The organism is Kineothrix sp. MB12-C1 (genome assembly GCF_030863805.1).
In the GTDB taxonomy this organism is placed as follows: Bacteria; Bacillota; Clostridia; order Lachnospirales; family Lachnospiraceae; genus Kineothrix.
Genome location: NZ_CP132957.1, coordinates 3,188,570 through 3,210,212, shown reverse-complemented (window position 1 = coordinate 3,210,212; position 21,643 = coordinate 3,188,570). Strand labels below are relative to the sequence as shown.

Genomic DNA, 21,643 nt, shown 5'->3' with positions numbered 1-21,643 from the left:
TCCCTATTTATCATTAGTTAGGTAAAATAAGTCCTACACCTGAAATCACTTCTCTACCCTCATCGGAGCCTAAGAAATCAAATAATGCTTTTACTGTTTCATTTTGTTCAGCAATCTCACCTTTCGTAGCCATTACAAAAGGTCTGCTTAAGAAATAGCTGCCCGCCTTAATATTTTCTGCTGTAGCTTCTACACTATCGAGTGCCAGCGCTACTACGGTATCATTTATTACGTCGAGAGAAACATATCCAATCGCACCCGGCGTCGATGCTACTTTCGCCATAACCGCTCCTGTGCTGTCAAGCTCACTCGCATATACACACTCATCTACAACCTCAAGAATTTCTTCAAAAGCTCCTCTTGTACCGGAACCGGCTTCACGTCCGATTACAACGATCGGGGAATCATTTCCTCCGACTTCACTCCAATTTCTTACCTCACCCTTATAAATACCTATGAGCTGATCTTTTGTAAGGCCTGCCGTCGCATTCGCGGGATCCACAACTACCGCGATACCATCGATAGCAACAATATTTTCTACCGCTCCGGCTTCCTTCTCGCTATCCTTCAATGCTCTGGAGGAATTACCGATATCTACGCTTCCTGCTGTTACTGCTTCAATTCCCGCAGAAGATCCCGTGAATTCAGGGGTTACTGTTACTTTGGGATACTTCTCCATAAAGCTTTCCGCTATTGCATTGGCAAGCTTTTCCATAGAAGTGCTTCCTGACATAGAAATCGTACCGCTTACATCTACTGTTTCTTCCGTTACTGCCGCGTCTTCTGTCGTTGTTGCTTCTTCCGCCTGCGCTGCGTCCTCTTGTACTTCTGTCTCAGGTGCAGTGGACTCCACTTCCTTATTTCCACATGCAGTGAGGGATCCTACCGTTAATACTACTGCGCCGATAAGCGCAAAAGCCTTTAATGTCCTTTTTTTCATTTTCTTATTCTCCTCTTTGTCACTATTAGTTTGAGACACTTTCAGGATGTTTATCCCTATTTCCTCATCTCTGTAACAGAGTTTAACATATAAAAAAAATATCAAATATCATGTTTTAGTAATTTGTATGTAAGTTTTTTGTAAAATTATCTCTTCCTTCATCCATCAATTTTTATGAAAAGATCTATAAAAATTAAGAAAAACTCCTTTCGCAAACAAAAATTTTCATAAAAACTTTTGTTTGCGAAAGGAGTTTTCCTCATACTTAATGCTTAATTTTTTATATTGAACTTCTTACCTTATAAGAAATTATTCCTCGTAAAAACAGCTTATTACTTTTACCATATCTTCCATATCTTTACAGCCAGCCGTCTCGTAGGAAGAATGCATCGCAAGTTGTGGTAAACCGATATCTACCGTGTTCACGGACACCTGCGCGGTAGAAACATTACCGAGAGTGGAACCTCCTGCAATATCGGAACGGTTCGCATAGGTTTGGAAAGTAACACCTGAACGCTTGCAAATATCCTTCATTATCGCTGCTGAAACAGCATCTGTCGTATACTTTTGGCCTCCATGATATTTGATGACAATTCCTCCATTGACATAAGGCCGATTCGTAGGGTCTGCTTTCTCCGGATGATTGGGATGGACAGCGTGAGCGTTATCCGCCGATATCATAAAGCTATCCGCAATCAGACGCAGATAATCACCTCTCGATAAAGAGTAAGACTCGCAGATCCGATATAGAGTATCCTGTAAAAAGGTAGAAGCTGCGCCTTGCTTCGTCATACTTCCCACTTCTTCGTTATCGAAGACAACCATAAGATTCACATACTCTTTCGGCTGCGTCCGTAGCATCGCCTCCATGGATGCATATGCACACTCCAGATCATCTAATCTTGGCGCACAGACGAATTCACCCTTTGCTCCCAGCAGATGCCCGGGTGCCCTATTACATAAGAATAAATCGCTGCTTATCACCTGTTCCTTATCCACTCCGGCTGCCTCAGCAATCAAGTGAGAAAAAGAGCCTTTGCTTTCCTTACCTCCATAAAGAGGAAGCATGTCTATCTGAGCATTATATTCCATCCCCTTATTCACATCCCGGTTCATATGAATCGCCACATTAGGAATTATTAGAATATCTTCTTTAAGTGCCACTGCCTTACAACGCAGCTTACCATTCTCCGATATTATAACTCTTCCCGCAACGGAAAGCGGACGATCCAGCCAGGTGGACATAATCATTCCGCCGTAAGGCTCCACATTCAGCTTCACATATTGGTCTTCCACTATCATTTCCGGTTCTTCCTTTATCTTGAATCCGGGAGAATCACTATGAGAAGCAACCATATGAAAGCCTTTTAACCGCTCTTTTTCTATATCCGGAATATGAAAAGCAATGACAGAAGATCCATTTCTATTGACATAATACTTCCCACCGGGCACAAGATGCCACTCTTCATTCTCCTTCAAAGATACATAGCCTTTGTCCTTACACGCATGCTCTATATTTTCTACCGCATGATAACAACTTGGACTATCTTCAATAAATGTGAGCATATTTCGGACAATATTTGAATTCCTATTATTTTCAGACATATTAGACTTTCCTTTTAATTTTTTATTATGATGTTGCGGGTTAAAAGGTCTTTTGCCCCATGATACCTACGGATTGCTACGCACTTTGTGCTTTCACAATCCTAAAACATTCGAAATCCGCCCTATTTGGGCTACTTTCTCATGTTTTGCGGGTCCCAAAGCCATGTTTTTTCATGCTGGCATGAAACGCATGACCTTTTGACCCTGGTATCATATTATATTTCTGTAACAATTCCCTTCTCCATTAGGAACGCAGGATCATAGGATAACTTCGCCTTCCTTAAACCTTCTTCTCCGGTATCTTCTTCTCTGTTAATATAACGATATCCAGATGCCTCGTTCGTTATAAACTGCTGATTGATCATCGGATAGGCTCCCTGAATATCAGCAAATGCTTTTTCAATATGAACTACGAACATATCTTCTCCCAGAGGCTCCCCTAATGTAAACGCTACCACACGGCCGTCTGCGCGGATCAATCCGCCCGTTAACTTAAGTGCTTCTCTTTCTTTTAATGCATGCAGGGTTACACAAAACTCATCGTGTTTCGGTCCTTTTTCTTCACAGCCGTTTTGAATTCTCCACTCCTCTGCCATATCCAGGCATTCCTGTGTATTTTCATCTGTAATTTTCTCATAAGTCCAATCAGGATGTGCCTCTTTGAAGCGGTTAATATGATTGCGTTTCCCGTGGAGCTTCTTCCCTGCAAGGCTGATCAGGCGCTCGGATTCATAGACATAATCTGCAGAATCCCTATTATATTCCACCTGAAATCTTCCAGGATAAAACTCCTGCAGGCGATCGAACTGTGAAGGGGATACAAGGTGCATTTTAAATTTCTTCCCTGCACCCTTAAAATATTCTGTAATCGTATCGATGGCTTTTTCCAAATCTCCATTGCCAAGAGGAAAACTTATCGATGTTTCCTCTGCGTTCGAAAGGAATACGAGCATATCCTCCACTACTGCATAACGTATTTTATAGAAGGGCGACCATAAGATGTTGTTAGCGAAAGTAAACTCACAGACTCTTACAGGCTCCATATCGTAATAATGCTGAATAATTTCCTCATCTTCCTTTTCTATCTTCTTCCAATTAATTTCTACCATGTTATCCTCTTTCACTAGCTCTTTATCCATTGTAATTATCTTTGCATTTTTTCCTGACCGTATACCGATACCGTTAATATTTTCATATTTAATATTAGATTTCTGAATCATCTTAATAACCATGCCTTTCTCACACTATTCTTAGCTCCTATCTGCGCACGTACCAATAAAGGGGAAAGGAATATACTCACTCTTTCTCCTCCTCTTCACCGGGCGATGAAATAAAGGTAAGTTTCCTTATATTCCGCCCTTCCTTCTCCTGATTTCCAAGATAAGGGGTTATTGCTTCCCCTATTTTCTCCATTACCTCCGTAAACTCCTCATCCGTTAACAAGAGGGTAGAAGTGGAAAGCGAGAGCAAATCTTTCATCGGATCCGCATCTTCTCTGGAGAAATATTTTCCGAACGAAGTCATTAACGACATAAGAGAGGAATTGATTAACTGCTCCACACTGACCTTACTGAACGCACAAGGTTTATTCCCTCTAAGGGCATAAGTTCGTTCCACCGTTCCCCGTATCTTCTTCTCTTCTACCACCATAATACAATTGGCTTCATATAGCATCTTAATGTGGCGATACAAGCTTGCCGGCGGAATATCGCTTAACTCTTCTTTTATCTGAGAAGAAGTTCCTACTCCGTGAAGAAGCAAATACTGAATAATTCTGAGTCTAATTGGATTCATAACGATTTTAGTTATTTCTTGATCCATGTTTGCTGCCACACTCCTTTATTTATTATTTATTACCATATTTAATATTATTAGCATATTTAATATTATTATCACTATTGATAATGTTTCCCTAACATATTACTTCCCATTCTTCCATTTGTCAAGAGGAAGCAAAGTGAGTCGGACAAAAAAACTGCCCACAGATTTCTCATGCGGGCAGTTTTCCTATTTAATTATTTATCGTATTAAATCTTAAATTTAGAAGTTAAAGCATTCAATGTTTCTGCAATAGAAGCTGCACCCTCAGCCATCCTTGTAATAGATTCCATTGCTCCGGAAGTCTCTTGCATATTATCCCGTATTTCGTCAAAGCTGTTAGCTGTTTCTCCGATATTAGCAGAGATATTATATATTACCGCACTAATTTCTTCTGTGGATGCGCTCAACTCCTGTGCCATTGCAGCCGTCTCCTCCGACAACTCACTCACATAAACCGCATCCTTCTCATAATTTACACCAGTATCTACGAGCAGATTATAATCTTTTCTTACCTGTCCGTCGATAAAACTCAGCACTTCTCTCGAATTATCCGCCAGATTATCAAAGGCGCTTCTTACATTATTAACGACCGCTGTAATATCCCCTACATATTCCGTAGACTGATTCGCAAGGGTACCGATTTCGCTTGCAACCACTGCGAAACCACGGCCATGTTCACCCGCTCTTGCCGCTTCAATGGAAGCGTTAAGTGCAAGCAGATTGGTCTGATCTGCAATGCCATGAATCAAGCTGGCAATATTGGAAATCTCCTCCACTACCTTACCCATTTCAATAGCTGCCAATATATTTTTCTGTTTTTCCTCATAAAGTTTATCCGCCAACCGCTTAGAAGCATTACCTTGCTCTTTAATTGCAGTAGCACGGCTCTTAATCTGAGCAGATTGGTCACTGCCTTCGGAGGAATTCTCCGCCAATCTTGCCACACCGTCATTCACCTGCTCTACTGTGGCAGTCATTTCCTCTGTAGCAGACCTGATTTCTACTGTTCCATCAGCGATAACCGTTGTACTTCCATTAATTGCTTCGAATCTTCCTGCTAATTCTTCTATAGTCGCTGACAGCTCCTCGCTGGAGGCTGCCACCTCTCCCGTCTGTTCAATGATGCCGGAAACAATTTCCTTCATATTTTCCCTAGCCTGATTCAATGCCTGAATCAATTTGCCAATCTCATCTCTCCCCTTATGATTGAGCTGAACCGTTAAATCGCCTTCTCCAAGGGCTCTGGCAAATATAAGTCCTTTATGTACTGCTCTCGATATATCAATGGCAAGCCATAAGCCAATGAGTATGGAAAAAATAACGCCGGCGATCAGCAAAGTATACATCATCGTTGTACTCGTGTTTGCCAGTGCCTGATTATCAGCATTCACCTGCGCTGCCGTTTTCTGATTATCTTCAATTAAGGTGTTCAGTTTGCTGAACATAGCCTTCCTTGTTAGCATAACTTGATTCATACTGGTTCTTGCCGTGCTATATGCCCCTGATAGAGCGAGATCGATCGCTTCCTGCCTCTGTGTCCGGTAAATATCCCTATCTGTCAGAAAAGCATTCCATGTCTCTCTTTCATCTTCTGTAAGATTGCTGTTTCCATAGTCTTCAATAACAGCTGAATTCGCTTCTTCCAGTTCTTGTATCTTCCCTACGCTGTCTCTCGTATCCGCCGGATACCCGCTTAACACCGCTGTCTGCAGTTCTTCGCCACTCTCTAATAAATTTTCCTTAATCATATGAAGTTCATTAATGCTCTCCAAGTTGGAGCTGTACATCGCTTCGCCTCTATGGGCAATTTCCTCCATATTCGTAGAACCGAATACGCCGATTACTACAGCAAATAAAGCGATAAATAGAAATCCACCTCCGAGCTTCACCTTAATAGAAACACTCCTTAGTAACTTTACCATACTGCTCTCCTTTGTCCTCTATCTTTTCTGTCAATTGTGTTATGCCTAAGGCATTAGAAGCTATAATTATACCATCAATTTCCTTTTTCTGTCTATAACTATTGAGGAAATTATCGTAAGTAATCTACGGAATTATATCTTGTCCGCAAGCGGCCATGGTATAATATTTTAACGATATTATACCGCGCCGAGCAAAGCGAGTGTGCAAACAACATACCATGGCCGCTTGCGGCTAAGGTATACTATTTATGCAGAACAGACTTCACGGCTGCCGAAGTTACGAACAAGGTACGCAGGTTTTACATGCTGTAGGCGTTGCCGCACAACCTCCCAGGGCACTTTCTCTCAATTCAAAGGGAAGACTTCTTCCCACATGATACATCGCCTGAACCATCTCATCGAAAGGAATGAGCTGTCTGATTCCTGCCAGTGCCTGTTCTGCATTGACCAAGGCATTAGCAGCTCCTACTGCATTACGGTTCTGACATGGATTCTCAACCAGTCCGCCTACCGGGTCACAGACCAGCCCCAGAAGATTCGAAATGGCCCCTGTAGCCGCACTCAGTGCCTGCTCCGGCGTACCGCCCATCATTTCTACCGCTGCGGCCGCTGCCATCGCCGCCGCTGAGCCCACTTCTGCCTGACATCCTGCCTGTGCACCCGATACAGAAGCATTCCTCATCAACAAGTATCCGATCGCACCTGCTGTATAGAGCCCGTCCAGCACTCGCTCCTTCGATAACTCTTGTTCCTTCTCAAGTGCCAGCACAACCCCGGGCAGAACACCGGAAGCTCCGGCAGTCGGAGCTGCCACAATAACCCCCATGGAAGCATTCACCTCAAGTACTGCCATGGCATAAGATATCGCTCTCGACACGGTCGCACCACAGAGAGATTTCCCCATCTCCCGAAAAGTTTTCAGCTTCTTCGCTTCACCGCCTATAAGGCCACCCATAGATTTCACTTCATGATTCACCGGCCCATAAGCGGCATCCCGCATAATGGTAAGCGCTTTCTCTATCCTGCGCTCCACTTCCTTTTCACTCACTTCCATAAGCTCCATTTCTCTCAGCTTCATCACCTTGGAAATAGGATAACCTGTCTTCTTACATACTTCCAATAACTCTTGTCCACTTCGAAAATCCATCCTTACTCCTTACACTTCTTATAAAACACTGTTTTTACAATCCTTGCACAAGCATCACATCTGTCACATACGAGTTCTCCCGGATACGTACGAGTACCTCTTGGGGTATCTCTCCGTCAGATTCCACCACCGTATAAGCATTGGCACCTTTCTCTTCACGGAACAGTCTCATAAATGCAATATTCACATCTTGGTCGCTTAGACATTTCGTAATGTGAGCGGCAACGCCTTGCCTGTCTGTCTGACTTACGATAAGGGTGCTGTATTCCCCTGTAAACTCCACTTCCACACGATTCAGGCGCACAATTTTTACCTTTCCGCCTCCGATGGAAACCCCTCTGACGAATAGCGTTCTTCCATCGGTTCCTATAATATTGATATCCGCCGTATTCGGATGCGCATCATTGGTATCCAGATCGGAAACAGTATATGAATAAGCAATTCCTGCTTCCTCCGCATGAGTAAAAGAGTCCCTTATCCTTAAATCATCGGTCTCATAACCAAGAATTCCTCCCAGCAGCGCCTTATCGGTTCCATGACCCCGATATGTCTTCGCAAAGGAACCATACAAGGTAAAATCTACCTTCTCTATCGTTCCTTGAAACATTCTTCTTGCCAAAAGTGCCATAGATACCGCTCCTGCCGTATGAGAACTGGAAGGCCCTACCATATTCGGCCCTATCACCTCGAACAAACTAATTCCTGTCATCTACCTGCTCCTTACCTTATGCATTCCGGATTACCTCCAGAAAACGTTGCCCATACTTTTTATATTTAAACTCACCGACTCCGGATACTGTCAGCATTTCTGCTTCCGTCAAAGGCCGCACCACACACATATGGCTGAGCGTCTTATCCGAAAATACCACATAAGGAGGAACTTTTTCCTCCCTGGCAATTTCTGAACGAAGCGAGCGAAGACGTTCGAACAAGGATACATTAGCGCCGCTCATTCCCATTCCCGCTTCTACTTTTCGCTTCGTTCTCCTTGTATCTTTGTCCTTCGCCGGATGTTCCGCTTCCTTAGCCATCTTCATTACAAGGGTCTCACCATCATATAATACGAATTCGGACTTTTCTGTCAATTTCACCACAGCATACTCATCATCCGTTACCACCAGATATTCATGCAACAGAAGATAGTTCATAACCTGACGAAGTTTATAAGTCTGTACCTTCGCCAAATCTCCGTAATATGGATTTCTATCCATCCAATAATTTCGTATCTTCGCCGTATTAGCTCCATGGACAGTATCCAGAATTACATTGGTGCCATATCTTTGTCCGCTACTTTCCACGCAGCCGATAATACCTTTGGCAACTATTGTCACATCTGTCTCTTCGAACTGGCTCAGACAGTTCACACAGTTCCCACAGTAATTACTTCTATACTCCCCAAAATAACGTAAAATATAATCTCTCAGACATTCATTGCTAAAGCAATAGAATGTCATTTTCTTCAATCTCTGCCTGTCCCTCTCCATTACAATCTTGCGGGCCTCTTCATCCAGTGACTCGTTATCCTGATTGTTATCGATGAAAAACTGATTCGTCACTACATCCTGTCCGCCATATAGCAAGATACACTCCGCCGGTTCTCCGTCCCTGCCAGCCCTTCCGGCCTCCTGATAATAGCTCTCCATATTCTTGGGCATATTATAATGTACCACATAGCGCACGTCCGATTTATCAATTCCCATGCCAAAGGCGTTAGTCGCCACCATAATTTCTTTTCTGCCGTAGATAAAATCCTCCTGGTTTCCCCTTCTTTCTACATCCGAAAGCCCTGCATGATATTTGGTCACCGGAAAGCCTTCCACATCTAGCCTTTCTGCAATTTCTTCTACGCATTTCCTCGTAAGGCAATAAATAATGCCGCTCTGCCCCGGATGCATCTCCAGATAATTCTTCATGGTCGCGTATTTATCTCTCGGAGACTGTACTGCAAAATAAAGGTTCGGGCGATCGAAACCGGTAGATACCACAGTTGGTGCCTCCAGACAGAGAAGCTTTACAATATCCTCCCGTACTTCCTTCGTCGCCGTAGCCGTAAAGGCGCTGATAACCGGACGATACTTAAGCTTATCGACAAACTCTGTCACTTTTAAATAACTGGGTCTGAAGTCCTGCCCCCACTGAGATACGCAATGAGCCTCGTCCACAACTACCATAGATATCTTCACGGAGAAAGCGAAGTCCAAAAAGCTATCGGTCAAAAGGCGTTCCGGTGCTATATAAATAATCTTATATCTGCCACCCTTTGCGTATTCCAATGCCTTGAAATACTGCCTTGTCGTAAGAGAACTATTCAAAAATGCCGCATGGACTCCTGCCTGATTCAGCCCTTCCACCTGGTCTTTCATTAAAGAAATCAGTGGCGATACCACTAAGGTAATCCCTTCGAGCATAAGAGCCGGCACTTGAAAGCATATCGACTTACCTGCCCCTGTCGGCATCACTCCGAAGGTATCTTTCCTCTCTATTATGCTTTCTACCAGCTCTTTTTGTCCCTCTCTGAACGTATCATATCCGAAATACTGCTTTAAAACTTTTTCCGCTTTCTCCATATTGTTCCTTTATCTATTTGTAACTGTCCAATACCACACTGTTACATCAATTTTTCATTAAAAACCTCCGAATCGGCACGCATCCGTTCGGAGGTCTTCGTCTTACTTATTCTAATTTAGAAATTAACTTCATTGCCATAATAAATACAAGTGAAAAGCTTCTCCATCGCCTCAGGATCAATCGATCTCGGATTAGAACCCGTACACGCATCACCTACCGCATTCGCTGCAATCTGAGCAATCTTTTCTTTGAATTCCTCTTCTACAATACCGAATTCCTTGAGGGTATTCGGTATCTGCATCCTATTGTTCAACGCCACAATTCTCGCACACAAGCCGTTTATCGCTTCCTCTGCGGTTCCCGTAATTCCAATCGATTCTGCAATTTCCACATATCTCTTTGCTGCTTCTTCATTCTTCGCATTGTATTTAATAACATAGGGAAGATACATCGCGTTCGCAAGTCCGTGTGTAATATGTCCGGTGGAGAATGCTGCTCCTGTTTTATGTGCCATAGAATGTACAATGCCAAGAAGTGCGTTGGAGAATGCCATTCCTGCAAGGCACTGTCCATAATGCATCATTTCCTTCGCATCGTTGTCTCCATCATAGCTCTTCGTTAAGTCGCTGTCAACAATCTGAATCGCCTTAATCGCAAGAGGATCTGTAAAGGGAGTATGAAGCGTCGAAACATATGCTTCTACTGCATGTGTCAAAGCATCCATTCCTGTATAAGCAACTAAGCTCGGCGGCATCGTCTCCGCCAAAACCGGGTCGACAATGGCAATATCAGGAGTTATATTAAAGTCTGCAAGGGGGTATTTAATTCCCTTCGCATAATCTGTGATAACTGAGAACGCAGTTACTTCCGTAGCGGTTCCGGAAGTGGAAGGAATTGCTACGAACTTCGCTTTCGTCCTTAAGGATGGAAAATTAAACGGAATAATCAGTTCTTCAAACGTTATCTCGGGGTATTCATAAAATGCCCACATAGCCTTGGCTGCATCAATAGGGGATCCTCCACCCATGGAAACAATCAAATCCGGTTCGAATTCTCTCATAGCCTCTGCACCCTTCATGACCGTTTCAACGGAAGGGTCTGGCTCAACGCCTTCGAATAATAGAGTTTCTATTCCCGCTTCTTCTAAATAAGCAACCGCTTTATCAAGAAAACCAAAACGCTTCATGGAACTTCCGCCCACAACAATAATTGCTTTTTTACCCTTTAATGTCTTTAATACTTCTAAAGAGTCTCTTCCGTAATAGATGTCTCTCGGTAACGTAAATCTGTTCATTTCCCATTTCCTCCTTAATCAATTTAGGCCATGGAACAGCCCTTGATGCCAGTATATCAAAAAGTTAAAAAAATAACAATACTTATTCCGGCCCTTCTCCTTCCAAAATATTATTGCATTTCTCGATATAATCCTCGGCCATAAAACTTCCCATACCGCGAAGAATCAGATACTCCGGATTCGATTCTCCAAGCACTATGCAGTACAAAAATGTCTCTCTCGCCGTATGAAATTCTCCGATAGAAAACTCTGCCATTCCTTTGTAAAAATGAAGATCCACATAATCCGGATATAACATAATCGCTTTTTCAATACTCTCAGCAACAGTCGTATAGTCTTCCAGAGTGATTAAAATATCATATTTTAATTTATAGAAAAGAGAGGGCGGTAAAAGCCCTTTTTTTATAAATAGCAAGATTGCCAGATTAGTGAAATCATAGGCTGTCGTATAATTCTGCTCATGATAATATTCGACAGCAAGATGATAACAAATCCAGCCATCCTCCTGATTATCCTCCCATTCCCTTAGAAGCATCTTCTTATTTCTTCCGCTTTTTAATGAAACAGCTTCGTCCATATAACCATAATGCAATATCTCTATAAACTTATTTTCTTCCGCTTTTTGCTCCTCTTTTCGGTCATCCGAAACAGGCCTTTCGTGAATCCTTCCTACAAAATGAATGCCTTTTCCATTTCGAAACAGACGATATACGTGACTTACATGTACACGTTTTTCATCAGCGGGTATTTCCCCATAGAAGTGCTTCATACCGACGGATATAAAATTCTCTTCTTGTTTCTCCTTCTTGCTTAAGCATTGCAAAAGAGCTTCATGGTCATTCACTACAAGCCGTTCATCCGCATCCATCCATAAGATCCAGTCTCCGGAAGCCTGCTCAATACAGAAATTACGGGCTGACGCAAAGTTCTGCTCCCACTGGAAATCAAAAATCTTTACCTCGTATTTACTGCAGATATCCTTCGTTCCATCTTCTGACCCGGTATCTACAACAATAATCTCATCCACATACTCTATCGCACTTTGTAAACACTCCTCTATGTGCTTTTCCTCATTTCGTACAATCATACATAAACTAATCGAAGCCATTGTTCTTCCTTCTCCTCTTCCCTGCCTTCTGATAGTTATTTTATGCAAAGAGAAGGAAAGTTGTAACCATTCGACAGTTTTCTACATAAAATATAGCAGGTAATAACAAAATGTACACATTTAGGAGAAAGGGGAAAAGAAAATGTCACAACCAACATTTCCAGTTGTCAGTCCCGAAATAACTCGTGAAAAGGCTCTCAATATGATTCTAGCCTCCATCGCTATGGAAGAGCTGGGGCTTAGCCACATCATTAATGCTGAAGGGGAAAAACTCCAATATATCTTAGGTACCTTGGAGAACCAAAACGGTGGCTGTTATGGTCCTTGTCCTTCCGTTGAAGATATTTTGGAAGTCAATGCCAGTATCAAAAGCCTTCTCGACAGTATTATGCAGAATCAAATATTTCTAAAGGACAAAATGGAGAAAGTATTAAATGCCGATAAGGGTTCTTGTCGTCGCGGTCCTGCAGGACCACCCGGCCCTCCCGGCAGATCCGGAGGAATATGTGTTGCTTCCTTCGATGCCGCAGAAGATTCCTGCTGGCGCAGGGAGCAGGCACTATCTCTTGCCTGCACCCATACTCCCATAGGCTGCCGTAATATCGAACTCTCCAGAGATGGGAAAGCAATTGTTTTAAAAGGAAGAGGACACTTCCTTGTAAACTTCACTTTGAATGTGCGCCCTCTGAAAAGATGTAATGGAATGATTTCCATCGCCTTACAGTCGGACGATGGTCAGAGAAAGAAAACTGTATTTATGTTCCATATGCCAATTACTGCTGTTGGCTTCCCTGTTACCATATCAGGTGGCCCGATCGAGGTATTTGCACTCAACGAATGTAAAGATACGAAACTTTCACTTGTCTTATTCCAACCTTGTTCCCTTGAGGTGGATGAAGGGTTTGTGAATATCACTGAGATAGCGACGGGATGTGGGAGATAGGTCTATTCTTTGTTAAGACCTATCGTCAACACCACATGACAACCGGAATCCGGACAATAGCTTACTATATTACGCGTTTCTTATTAACTTTGCCTCCTTCGAGCGTTAGGAGCCAATTGTCCGTGATTTCTCCGGTTTTCATACAACGTACGCTAAGATTCCAAAGGGATATCCATACGAACGTAAAAAAATGTCGCGTAATCGCGACATTTTGACGGTGTAAGAGCCCTTCGGGCAAACAATGCGCAGCTACGTGCGCGAAACATAAGGGTTACCTTCTATATAGAATCGCCACAGGTAATCTGCCGCTTCCTGGGCATAGTCAATGCCTACCCGCTTGGCGGATACAACGGCGAAATCTTCTTGCACACCTTCCTCCACATATAGGCTTGCACCGCGCAAGTCTTCTCCGTTTTGCTTGCGGTCGATGGCTAAAGCACGACATAACTTTCCCGGACCGTTCGTTAATCCTTTATTTTGACTTTTACTAAGCTGCCCATATTCCTTCTGAAACCGATTGAGAGCCATAACCTCATGTCCCTCTACAGGTTCCAACGCTCTTATGAGTACCGCCTGTGGAACTCCCGCTTCTCTTGTAACAATATTGAAACAGTGGTACATGCCGTAAATCAAATATACATAGGAATATCCTGGCTCTCCATACATCACTTCCACTCTCTTCGTCCGTTTTCCTCCATAAGAATGTGCTGCTTTATCGATAACTCCCATATATGCCTCTGTCTCCACGATCTTGGCAGCGAGCCGCCTTCCTTCCACTTCATGGACAAGCACTTTGCCCAGAAGTTCCCTAGCCACAACTAACGAATCCCTATTGTAAAACTCTTTATCTAATTTTGCCATTTTACTATCGATGCCTTTCTATTTTTATACAAACGCGCATATGATGTAATGAAACGCGATGTGACTGTGAAAGTACTGAATAATTACATCGCGAGAAATAATCTGCGGAGGACACATGGAATTCAGGGAAAGTCGTACTTATAGAAATCTATTAAAAGCATATGAAGATGAACTGATGCTTAGTGCCAGATTCAATCTATATGGAGCTATAGCTCAGGTCGATGGTTATATCGCCATCTCAAGGCTCTATCAGACCGTAGCCGGTCAGGACTTGGAGCATGCCCGTATATGGCTTCGACAGATTAACGAAGGAGTGCTGCCCGATACAGCTACGAATCTCAGTCAATCTGCCAATGCCGAAAATGCCATTGCCGGAAACGAGTATCAGCAATTTGTAGAAGTGGCAAGAGAAGAAGGCTATGAACATATCGCTGCTTTATTTGCGGGGATAGCCAATATCGACTATTACCACGGCGCACAGTTCCAACAACAATACGACAACGTAATTACAAATCAGGTATTCTGCAAGCCCGAAGAAACCTTCTGGATCTGTATGGAATGCGGAAATATTATGTCCGGCCTGTGTGCCCCGGAAATCTGCCCTGTATGCGGTTTTCCTCAAGGCTTTTACAGACCACTCAATAGTTGTCCCTACTAAATCAACCCTTAATAAAGGTACCTTCTTCCAACTCAGCAAAGGCCCGGTCCAGTTCTTCCTTTGTGTTCATAACGATCGGGCCTCCCCATGCTATCGGCTCCTTTAGCGGACTTCCCGATAAAAGGAAAAATCTAATATTTGTTTTGGCTTCTACAAAGAATCTTCGGCCTTCACCGAACAAGACCGCTTGTCTTTCTGTGATAGTTTCCTCACTGTCCGGCGAAAACCTTCCTTCTCCCTCCACTATATAGATAAATAAGGTGGAAGTTTCCTCGCTGTCATAATGCCAGCGGCCTCCTGCCTTCACTTCCACATCCAGATAGGTAGCTTTCACATAACTTCCTTCAAATGCACCCTGAGTTCCAAGATACTCGCCTGCAATGACGTGTATCTTACTGTTCTCTTCTTCTATCACCGGAACACTCTCCGCCTTAATATCTCCATACTTAGGAGGGGTCATCTTATCCTTCGCCGGAAGATTCAACCAGAGCTGAGCACCCAACATGCGCTTGGATGCCTTAGGCATCTCCTGATGGATGATTCCTGAACCAGCCGTCATCCACTGACAATCTCCATCTTTAATAACACCTCGATTGCCAAGGCTATCTCCATGCTCCATCTCTCCCTCTATCAGGTAAGTAATCGTCTCAATTCCCCTATGAGGGTGCCATGGGAATCCTTTAATGTAATCTTCCGGATCCACGGAGTCGAAGGCATCGAACATAAGAAATGGATCGTAGTCCTGCGTATCATGATAACCAAACACCCGAACCAAACGCACCCCTGCTCCATCTGTGGCACGCATTCCTTTTGATATCTTCTTTACAGCTCTCACATTATCCATTTTTATTTCCTCCTTTTCGTATTCGAGTGGAAACGTCTGTACTTATCTTTTCTCTTCTAAGAACACCATAAAGGCATCTACCTGAGCCTTCAAAAAGGCTTCTCCATCTTTCAATTCCAGCTTCCCTTCCTCATCCACAAGCTGCCATGCATTAGGAACGGTCAAACGGGGCTGGTTCATCATTCTCATATTAATGAAACTAAGGAGAGACACAAGATAATCCTGTGCTATCGCAGTTCCTGTTATTCCCAGACCAACACCGCTAATTATAGCAGGTTTACCAGCGAGCACCTGAGGCCGGTATCACTTATAGGTCTTGAAAGCCAATCGATAAGATTCTTCAATACTCCTGGGTAAGAATGATTATATTCCGGGGTAAAAAACCATACAGCATCCGCCGCTTTTATAACTTCACGAACTCGTGCAACAGACTTCGGCGCGGGATATTCAATATCTTCGTTCATATAAGGAACATCCGTATAATCCAAAATCTCTAATTCTGCTCTTTCACCAATGATTTCTTTTGTCAGCTTGGCTAACTGTAAATTATAAGAGTTCTTTCTTAGCGAGCCAACGATCGCTACAATTTTAGGTTTATTCATCTTCCATTCACTCCAATCTTTTTATTGTAAATTAAAATAAGAACTAGATTGAAGTTCTCATTCTAAATTATATTTATTATAGCAAAGTTCAGACAAAATATCCACAAAGTTTGAACTGTCTGAACTGTTAAAATATTATACTTTGTCCGCAAGCGGACACAGTATGTTTTTTGCACACTCGCTTTGCTCGGCGCAATATTTATTAAAATATTATACTTTCCTAACATTAACTTTCTCAATTTTAGAAGTAATAAGTGCTCCTACCATTCCAATTGCCGCGCCTGTTACAAGACCGGAGATAATGAGAAATGGCAGGTAGTAAATAAGTACACTCGTCTTTAATATAATAATTGCTACTATAATCTGTCCTATATTATGTCCCATTCCACCGAGAATGCTCACTCCCGTCATGGAAAAAGCCTTCCATCTCTTTGCGAGTACCATTAATAACCAGCTCAATACTCCACCGGCAAAACTGAACATCATAGTAGACGGACTTCCGAATGTGAAGCCTACCAGAATAATTCGAATCATGGACAGCACAAAGGCCTGTTTGGCCCCCATCGTATATAAAGCTGTAATTACTACAAGATTAGCGAGCCCTATTTTAATTCCCGGTATCGGCACCGGTATCGGTATAATACTCTCTATATAACTCAAAATAAAAGCGAGTGCGATAAGCATCCCGTACATCGCCACGTTCCTAGTTTTCATATGTTCTCCTAACTATTGCGCTATAATATCGATATCCTGTTCTTCTCCATTTTGAATTGCTATCGTTACCTTGTGGGGCAGACATATGATAGATTCGTGATTGTAATGAATGGGAGCATGACGCACGCAAAGCTTATCCGGGCAGTTCGCCTCTGCCATAGACACTTTCCCATCTTTAATTTCAAGGACATTATAACGCTCATCTTCCTCACCAATAGATAAGGTAATATCTTCATTTAACGATAACGTTTCATATATTTCCCCGTCTACCGTCACTACTACTTTACCGCCCTCCTCTTTCGTAAGGAAAACGAATAACATAGCTGCCAAAGCGATAATTAATAATCCGCCGACGAGTATTACATCATTCTTTTTTAACATATTACCACCATTCTTACTTTTTCACCAATTCCTGAAATCCACTGCTATATTCCATCGTACCATCCGCATATACCCACAATGCTTCCACGCCATCAAGTTCTTCTATCAACTTGGAGCCTTCTTCATATCCCATATTGAATGCCGCTGTTGAAAGAGCATCCGCCTCACCGGAATCTCGACATATAATAGAAACGGATGCAAAGTATTCTGCCGGCATGAGCGTCACAGGATCGATAATATGATGATATGGCTTTCCATCCACCACATAATAGCGTTCATAGACACCGCTCGTTACAAGAGAGCTTTCGCTCAGATTCAAAATATAAAGATTCTTTTCTTCGCTGGATAAATCGGGATTTTGGATCCCTACACTCCATGGAACTTTATTCCCGTTTTCATCATGTTTACTCCCCAGAGTTCTTACATTCCCTCCAACAGAGATCATCCCGTCAACAAAGCCCGCTTCTTCCATAAAAAGTGCTACCTGTTCTACCGCATATCCTTTGGCGATAGCCCCCACATCCAGACGCATATTGGGGTCCTTCAAATAAACAGTAGAAGCTTCTGTATCTATGATCATATCATCGATATCGACATATTGATTTCTCTCTTTCAGCTCCTCGAAATCGGGAATCGTTGCCCTTTCCGGATTATCTAGGCCATCACTTCTATGATCATGCCAGAGGGAGAGAACGGATCCGAAAGCCACATTCACTTTTCCTTCTGTCAAGTCATACATATCTTTCGAAAACAAAAGAAGCTCGATAATCTTCTTGTCCACCTCAACCGGAGCAATCCCCGCATTATCGTTAATTGTCTTTATATTATTGACACCTTCATAATCGCTGTAAATATCGAAAAGATTATTGTATATCTCCAACTCATCATAGGCCATCTGGCTATATCTGCCAAACTCCTCTTCATTTCCGGCATAACCGACAATTATGCTAGCCGTATCAAATAACTCCAGAAACCTCGCCTCATACCGCTTTTCACTATTTATGGAACAAGCCGACATTGTTAACAATGCCATTATTCCCAAAAGAAATGCTGTTATTTTCCTTTTCAAATTATTCACCTCTGAAAACTTAAATTATAAAAAATAAAGGGTGCACTATTTCTTGAAAATAATGCACCCCCCGTAAATATATACTTACTTAATATTATTTTGCGTTTGCTGCAGCCTTTTCAACGATTGAAACGAAAGGTCCTACATGTACAGTTACAGAACTGATTAAATCAGCATCTGCTGCAAGGCCCTGATCATCAATAGCGATTCCGCTCACTTCAGATGCAGTCTTTCCAACTACATATGCGGAGAAAGCATCTGCCTGCTCATTCCATTCTTTACCGATAGTGGAAGCTGCTTTCATACCATAACCTTCACCAAGCTCCTGCTTTGTAGCTGGTGCTGATGCTAAGTCAGATGTAATTGCTCCTGTTGCATCGAAGTTTACATTACCCTGAGAAGCATCGATATAGCTGCTTGTAACTTTTCCATCAGCATCGGTTGTTACTGCTGCATATGTGGAATAAGCCTGTGCAAGACCTTCTGCATCAGCAGCTGCATCTTTAGATTTGGAAATCTCTGTTGTTACAGCAAGACCAAGCTTATCTGTGCTGCCTGCGCCTAATTCTTTTGCATTAGCTACTGCTTTTTCAATTACAGCGATAAAATCAGTTACATGAACTGTTACAGATGATGTTAAGTCAGCATCCGTAGGTACACCTTCGCTCAGTGCGATACCTTTTACTTCATCAATTGTCTTACCAATTACATATTCAGCGAAAGCATTTGCCTGCTCATTCCACTCTTTACCGATAGCGGAAGCTACTGCCATACCATAGTCAGCACCGAGATCCTGCTTGGATGCAAATGTAGTAGCAAGATCTGTTACCACCTTACCTTCTGCTGAGAAATTAATCTTAGTCTGAGCTGCATCAATGCTGCAGTCAAGGATTGTTCCGTCTGCTCCAACGAGTACCGCTGCAACTGTGGAATCTACCTGTGCCAATCCATCTTCTTCACCAGCCGGTGCTGACTTTCCAATGGATGTAATTACTGCAAGACCGGTCTTTGCTGCGTCTCCGGCTACTTCTGCTGTTTCCTCTGTTTCTACTTCTTCTTCAACAACTTCTGCTTCTTCTGTTGTTTCCTCTACTGCTTCTGTTGTTTCAGTTCCTTCCGGCTGTGCTGTTCCGCCGCCACAAGCGGTAAGTGTTCCAACTACTAAAGTTGCGCACAATAATAATGCTATTGCTTTTTTCATATTTTCCTCCTTTTGTGCCGTCTCGCGGCTCTTTTTTATTTCAACCCGGCCTTAATTGACCGAATGAATAACATAGTTTCAGATTCTATTAAGAATCACTGCCAGAAACATGGTCAAAATATCCGCCCCCATAATAAGTACGAAGTTCTTAATACTAACGCTAAAGGTGGTGGACTTCTCCTGTTTCTCTGAAAATTTATTAATATTTCTCTGTACCGGAATTATTGTTATAAGAGAAATAAGAACCACCGGAGAGAATATCTTACATATTACTAACAAAACAAGTGCCAAATAGGTCATATAATAAAGACCTGAAAAAAGGATAAGTGCTGCCTTTTTTCCGATGTAATAGGGCAAAGTATGCCTTTTTACCGCTATATCCTTCTCCAAATCACAGGTATTATTGGCTAACATAATATTAGCCGTTACTGCAAAAGGAATCATGGAGAAAAGCAACAGTTTAAGCATCGGAATGACCTGTATAGACAACGATACGGTCTCTACACTGATGGCATAACTCAAAAAGGTACCATCCGGAGAATTAATATACATCAAGATAAAAGGAATCATCGCTCCGTAGAATAGACCGGACATTATTTCTCCCAAAGGCATTCTCGAGATAGGCAAGGGGCCATAGGTATAGAATACTCCGCATAAAAAGCAAAGACCTCCAATAAAAAGAATTACCAAATCTGTCACAAAAGCGAGAGAAAGCCCGAACGCCACACTAATACCAAACAATACATAAATGATAATCAGCGACTGTTTTCTTCCGAAATTAAGCGCCTGCCCATTGCCCTTTGAGTCGATGTAATTATTAATAGCAGTAGTTGTCAGATCAAAACAGAACATCCCCGCAAAGAATAAAAAGGTCTTTCCCCACTGCATCTTTTGTCCCTGATATAGAAGAAATCCTATCGTCAGTAAAAAGGTAAGGGTACTTGTAATCTTTGTTCTGATTTCTACATAGCTCAAAAATCGTCCAAACAATGTCTTTTCCTTCCTTATGCTTCTTCCTTTATCCCAGCTGCCATACGCACGATAGAAGCGATGCGCATACGCTTTTCCCAGGTTGTGTCAAGCTTGTTGATATAACGTTCTGCCTTCTCATAATATCTATCTATTATTTGCCTCGTATATCCCAGACCGCCGGCTTCTTCCACCGCTTGATTGATATCGTCTCTGACAATGGCGTTATTAGATGCCTTCTTTCGGAATTCCGGCAATCTCTCTAAGGCATGGATTAAAGGAAGGGTAATAACTCCTTGCTCATAATCTGACTGAACAGGCTTCCTTGCTGTCTCAACGGTCTTATCGAAATCGAGGCAATCATCCTGAAGCTGGAAAATCAAACCGATGTAATTCCCAATCTTTTTGTATTTCTTCACTTCTTCCGGAGAATAGTCTCCTAACAGAGCACCGGCCAAGAAAGAGGCTTCGAAAAGAGCAGCCGTCTTCCCCGATATAATTTTTATATAATCAAATACTGTTAAATCCAAATTCTTATTATTGATATGCTGCAGTAACTCCCCAAGGCACAATCTGCTTATATAGTCAGACAGACGCATATCCAAGTATTTCTTTCCTTCAGGAATTGCAGATACCATCTTAAGCGCCAGGCTAAGCAAGTAGTCCCCGCAAATAACCGCAGTACGCTTTCCATATTTCTTCTGGAGCGTCTCCTGTCCTCTTCTTAAGTCTGCGTTGTCGATAACGTCATCGTGAACGAGCGACGCCAGATGAATGATTTCAATTGCCGCTGCAGCCTGTACGGCGCCGGGATTAATCTTCCCTTCACCGTCCCCTGCAGAGATCAGCACGGAAACTGCCCGAATCATTTTCCCCTGAGAGGCAGATAAATGAGTTAAATATTCGTTAATTATGCGGGGTGATTTGGTCAAAGCCTTATGAATCTCTTTTTTTACAAGCTCATAAGCTTCTTCATATGTTAATTTCTCCATTATT

22 protein-coding genes are annotated in these 21,643 nt (G+C 42.6%); 2 read left to right on the top strand and 20 right to left on the bottom strand.

Annotated features, from left to right (window positions below; translation table 11 throughout):
* Window positions 1-13: 13 nt before the first annotated feature.
* The 10 genes from RBB56_RS14645 to RBB56_RS14600 all read right to left on the bottom strand — a co-directional run bounded on the left by RBB56_RS14645 (window position 14) and on the right by RBB56_RS14600 (window position 12,405).
* Window positions 14-940, bottom strand: coding sequence for a phosphate ABC transporter substrate-binding protein (locus tag RBB56_RS14645; RefSeq protein WP_306719704.1), 927 nt, complete (start codon window positions 938-940; stop codon window positions 14-16).
* A 309-nt stretch (window positions 941-1,249) separates the two neighbouring features.
* Window positions 1,250-2,545, bottom strand: a complete 1,296-nt coding sequence (locus tag RBB56_RS14640) for a M18 family aminopeptidase (RefSeq protein WP_306719703.1) — start codon at window positions 2,543-2,545, stop codon at window positions 1,250-1,252.
* Between the two features lie 215 nt (window positions 2,546-2,760).
* Window positions 2,761-3,654: a DUF2156 domain-containing protein gene (locus RBB56_RS14635; RefSeq protein WP_306722171.1), complete on the bottom strand. Its 894-nt coding sequence runs from the start codon at window positions 3,652-3,654 to the stop codon at window positions 2,761-2,763.
* Window positions 3,655-3,841: 187 nt separating this feature from the next.
* On the bottom strand, window positions 3,842-4,366 hold the full coding sequence (locus RBB56_RS14630; RefSeq protein WP_306719702.1) for a helix-turn-helix domain-containing protein: 525 nt from the start codon (window positions 4,364-4,366) through the stop codon (window positions 3,842-3,844).
* Window positions 4,367-4,572: 206 nt separating this feature from the next.
* Window positions 4,573-6,288, bottom strand: a complete 1,716-nt coding sequence (locus tag RBB56_RS14625) for a methyl-accepting chemotaxis protein (RefSeq protein WP_306719701.1) — start codon at window positions 6,286-6,288, stop codon at window positions 4,573-4,575.
* A 277-nt stretch (window positions 6,289-6,565) separates the two neighbouring features.
* Complete coding sequence (gene sdaAA / locus RBB56_RS14620; RefSeq protein ID WP_306719700.1) at window positions 6,566-7,435, bottom strand: L-serine ammonia-lyase, iron-sulfur-dependent, subunit alpha; 870 nt, start codon at window positions 7,433-7,435, stop codon at window positions 6,566-6,568.
* 34 nt (window positions 7,436-7,469) lie between these two features.
* Window positions 7,470-8,144: an L-serine ammonia-lyase, iron-sulfur-dependent subunit beta gene (sdaAB, locus tag RBB56_RS14615; protein ID WP_306719699.1), complete on the bottom strand. Its 675-nt coding sequence runs from the start codon at window positions 8,142-8,144 to the stop codon at window positions 7,470-7,472.
* A 16-nt stretch (window positions 8,145-8,160) separates the two neighbouring features.
* Window positions 8,161-10,002: a DNA helicase RecQ gene (gene recQ, locus RBB56_RS14610; RefSeq protein WP_306719698.1), complete on the bottom strand. Its 1,842-nt coding sequence runs from the start codon at window positions 10,000-10,002 to the stop codon at window positions 8,161-8,163.
* A gap of 116 nt (window positions 10,003-10,118) precedes the next feature.
* Window positions 10,119-11,297, bottom strand: a complete 1,179-nt coding sequence (locus RBB56_RS14605; protein ID WP_306719697.1) for an iron-containing alcohol dehydrogenase — start codon at window positions 11,295-11,297, stop codon at window positions 10,119-10,121.
* Between the two features lie 82 nt (window positions 11,298-11,379).
* Window positions 11,380-12,405 (bottom strand): glycosyltransferase family 2 protein, encoded by a 1,026-nt coding sequence (locus RBB56_RS14600; RefSeq protein ID WP_306719696.1) that lies wholly within the window; start codon window positions 12,403-12,405, stop codon window positions 11,380-11,382.
* A 142-nt stretch (window positions 12,406-12,547) separates the two neighbouring features.
* Between RBB56_RS14600 and RBB56_RS14595 the strand changes: the two genes are divergently transcribed.
* Entirely contained in the window at window positions 12,548-13,348 is an 801-nt protein-coding gene (locus tag RBB56_RS14595; RefSeq protein WP_306719695.1) for a hypothetical protein, read from the top strand.
* 249 nt (window positions 13,349-13,597) lie between these two features.
* Here RBB56_RS14595 and RBB56_RS14590 read toward each other — a convergent pair whose 3' ends face one another.
* Window positions 13,598-14,209 (bottom strand): DNA-3-methyladenine glycosylase, encoded by a 612-nt coding sequence (locus RBB56_RS14590; protein WP_306719694.1) that lies wholly within the window; start codon window positions 14,207-14,209, stop codon window positions 13,598-13,600.
* Between the two features lie 115 nt (window positions 14,210-14,324).
* On the opposite strand from RBB56_RS14590, the gene RBB56_RS14585 reads away from it, so the two are divergent.
* Entirely contained in the window at window positions 14,325-14,867 is a 543-nt protein-coding gene (locus tag RBB56_RS14585; RefSeq protein ID WP_306719693.1) for a rubrerythrin family protein, read from the top strand.
* A gap of 1 nt (window position 14,868) precedes the next feature.
* Here the strand turns inward: RBB56_RS14585 and RBB56_RS14580 are convergent, their stop codons facing one another.
* The 9 genes from RBB56_RS14580 to RBB56_RS14540 all read right to left on the bottom strand — a co-directional run bounded on the left by RBB56_RS14580 (window position 14,869) and on the right by RBB56_RS14540 (window position 21,639).
* Window positions 14,869-15,711 carry a pirin family protein gene (locus RBB56_RS14580; RefSeq protein ID WP_306719692.1) on the bottom strand — a complete coding sequence of 281 codons (843 nt, stop codon included), beginning with the start codon at window positions 15,709-15,711 and terminating at the stop codon, window positions 14,869-14,871.
* Window positions 15,712-15,753: 42 nt separating this feature from the next.
* The gene (locus RBB56_RS14575; protein ID WP_306719691.1) at window positions 15,754-15,900 is read right to left on the bottom strand and encodes a hypothetical protein; all 147 of its coding nucleotides are present in this window, start codon (window positions 15,898-15,900) and stop codon (window positions 15,754-15,756) included.
* A gap of 77 nt (window positions 15,901-15,977) precedes the next feature.
* Complete coding sequence (locus RBB56_RS14570; protein WP_306719690.1) at window positions 15,978-16,313, bottom strand: NADPH-dependent FMN reductase; 336 nt, start codon at window positions 16,311-16,313, stop codon at window positions 15,978-15,980.
* Window positions 16,314-16,523: 210 nt separating this feature from the next.
* Entirely contained in the window at window positions 16,524-17,027 is a 504-nt protein-coding gene (locus tag RBB56_RS14565; RefSeq protein WP_306719689.1) for a Gx transporter family protein, read from the bottom strand.
* A 12-nt stretch (window positions 17,028-17,039) separates the two neighbouring features.
* A complete protein-coding gene (locus RBB56_RS14560) occupies window positions 17,040-17,408 on the bottom strand; it encodes a NusG domain II-containing protein (protein WP_306719688.1) in 369 nt (122 codons plus the stop codon).
* A 13-nt stretch (window positions 17,409-17,421) separates the two neighbouring features.
* Entirely contained in the window at window positions 17,422-18,486 is a 1,065-nt protein-coding gene (locus tag RBB56_RS14555) for an FAD:protein FMN transferase (protein WP_306719687.1), read from the bottom strand.
* Window positions 18,487-18,571: 85 nt separating this feature from the next.
* The gene (locus RBB56_RS14550) at window positions 18,572-19,678 is read right to left on the bottom strand and encodes a hypothetical protein (RefSeq protein WP_306719686.1); all 1,107 of its coding nucleotides are present in this window, start codon (window positions 19,676-19,678) and stop codon (window positions 18,572-18,574) included.
* Between the two features lie 78 nt (window positions 19,679-19,756).
* A complete protein-coding gene (locus RBB56_RS14545; protein ID WP_306719685.1) occupies window positions 19,757-20,653 on the bottom strand; it encodes a UbiA family prenyltransferase in 897 nt (298 codons plus the stop codon).
* A gap of 29 nt (window positions 20,654-20,682) precedes the next feature.
* Entirely contained in the window at window positions 20,683-21,639 is a 957-nt protein-coding gene (locus RBB56_RS14540) for a polyprenyl synthetase family protein (protein WP_306719684.1), read from the bottom strand.
* Window positions 21,640-21,643 lie beyond the last annotated feature (4 nt).

Excerpts from the sequence above, each read along its gene's own strand:
- recQ (WP_306719698.1), bottom strand. The coding sequence starts at position 10,002 with ATGGAGAAAGCGGAAAAAGTTTTAAAGCAGTATTTCGGATATGATACG.
- RBB56_RS14585 (WP_306719693.1), top strand. The coding sequence starts at position 14,325 with ATGGAATTCAGGGAAAGTCGTACTTATAGAAATCTATTAAAAGCATAT.
- RBB56_RS14540 (WP_306719684.1), bottom strand. The coding sequence starts at position 21,639 with ATGGAGAAATTAACATATGAAGAAGCTTATGAGCTTGTAAAAAAAGAG.
- RBB56_RS14580 (WP_306719692.1), bottom strand. The coding sequence starts at position 15,711 with ATGGATAATGTGAGAGCTGTAAAGAAGATATCAAAAGGAATGCGTGCC.
- RBB56_RS14640 (WP_306719703.1), bottom strand. The coding sequence starts at position 2,545 with ATGTCTGAAAATAATAGGAATTCAAATATTGTCCGAAATATGCTCACA.
- RBB56_RS14645 (WP_306719704.1), bottom strand. The coding sequence starts at position 940 with ATGAAAAAAAGGACATTAAAGGCTTTTGCGCTTATCGGCGCAGTAGTA.
- sdaAB (WP_306719699.1), bottom strand. The coding sequence starts at position 8,144 with ATGACAGGAATTAGTTTGTTCGAGGTGATAGGGCCGAATATGGTAGGG.
- RBB56_RS14550 (WP_306719686.1), bottom strand. The coding sequence starts at position 19,678 with ATGAAAAAAGCAATAGCATTATTATTGTGCGCAACTTTAGTAGTTGGA.
- RBB56_RS14565 (WP_306719689.1), bottom strand. The coding sequence starts at position 17,027 with ATGAAAACTAGGAACGTGGCGATGTACGGGATGCTTATCGCACTCGCT.
- RBB56_RS14575 (WP_306719691.1), bottom strand. The coding sequence starts at position 15,900 with ATGAGAATGATGAACCAGCCCCGTTTGACCGTTCCTAATGCATGGCAG.
- RBB56_RS14570 (WP_306719690.1), bottom strand. The coding sequence starts at position 16,313 with ATGAATAAACCTAAAATTGTAGCGATCGTTGGCTCGCTAAGAAAGAAC.
- RBB56_RS14635 (WP_306722171.1), bottom strand. The coding sequence starts at position 3,654 with ATGGTAGAAATTAATTGGAAGAAGATAGAAAAGGAAGATGAGGAAATT.
- RBB56_RS14590 (WP_306719694.1), bottom strand. The coding sequence starts at position 14,209 with ATGGCAAAATTAGATAAAGAGTTTTACAATAGGGATTCGTTAGTTGTG.
- RBB56_RS14625 (WP_306719701.1), bottom strand. The coding sequence starts at position 6,288 with ATGGTAAAGTTACTAAGGAGTGTTTCTATTAAGGTGAAGCTCGGAGGT.
- RBB56_RS14595 (WP_306719695.1), top strand. The coding sequence starts at position 12,548 with ATGTCACAACCAACATTTCCAGTTGTCAGTCCCGAAATAACTCGTGAA.
- RBB56_RS14560 (WP_306719688.1), bottom strand. The coding sequence starts at position 17,408 with ATGTTAAAAAAGAATGATGTAATACTCGTCGGCGGATTATTAATTATC.
- sdaAA (WP_306719700.1), bottom strand. The coding sequence starts at position 7,435 with ATGGATTTTCGAAGTGGACAAGAGTTATTGGAAGTATGTAAGAAGACA.
- RBB56_RS14630 (WP_306719702.1), bottom strand. The coding sequence starts at position 4,366 with ATGGATCAAGAAATAACTAAAATCGTTATGAATCCAATTAGACTCAGA.
- RBB56_RS14600 (WP_306719696.1), bottom strand. The coding sequence starts at position 12,405 with ATGGCTTCGATTAGTTTATGTATGATTGTACGAAATGAGGAAAAGCAC.
- RBB56_RS14605 (WP_306719697.1), bottom strand. The coding sequence starts at position 11,297 with ATGAACAGATTTACGTTACCGAGAGACATCTATTACGGAAGAGACTCT.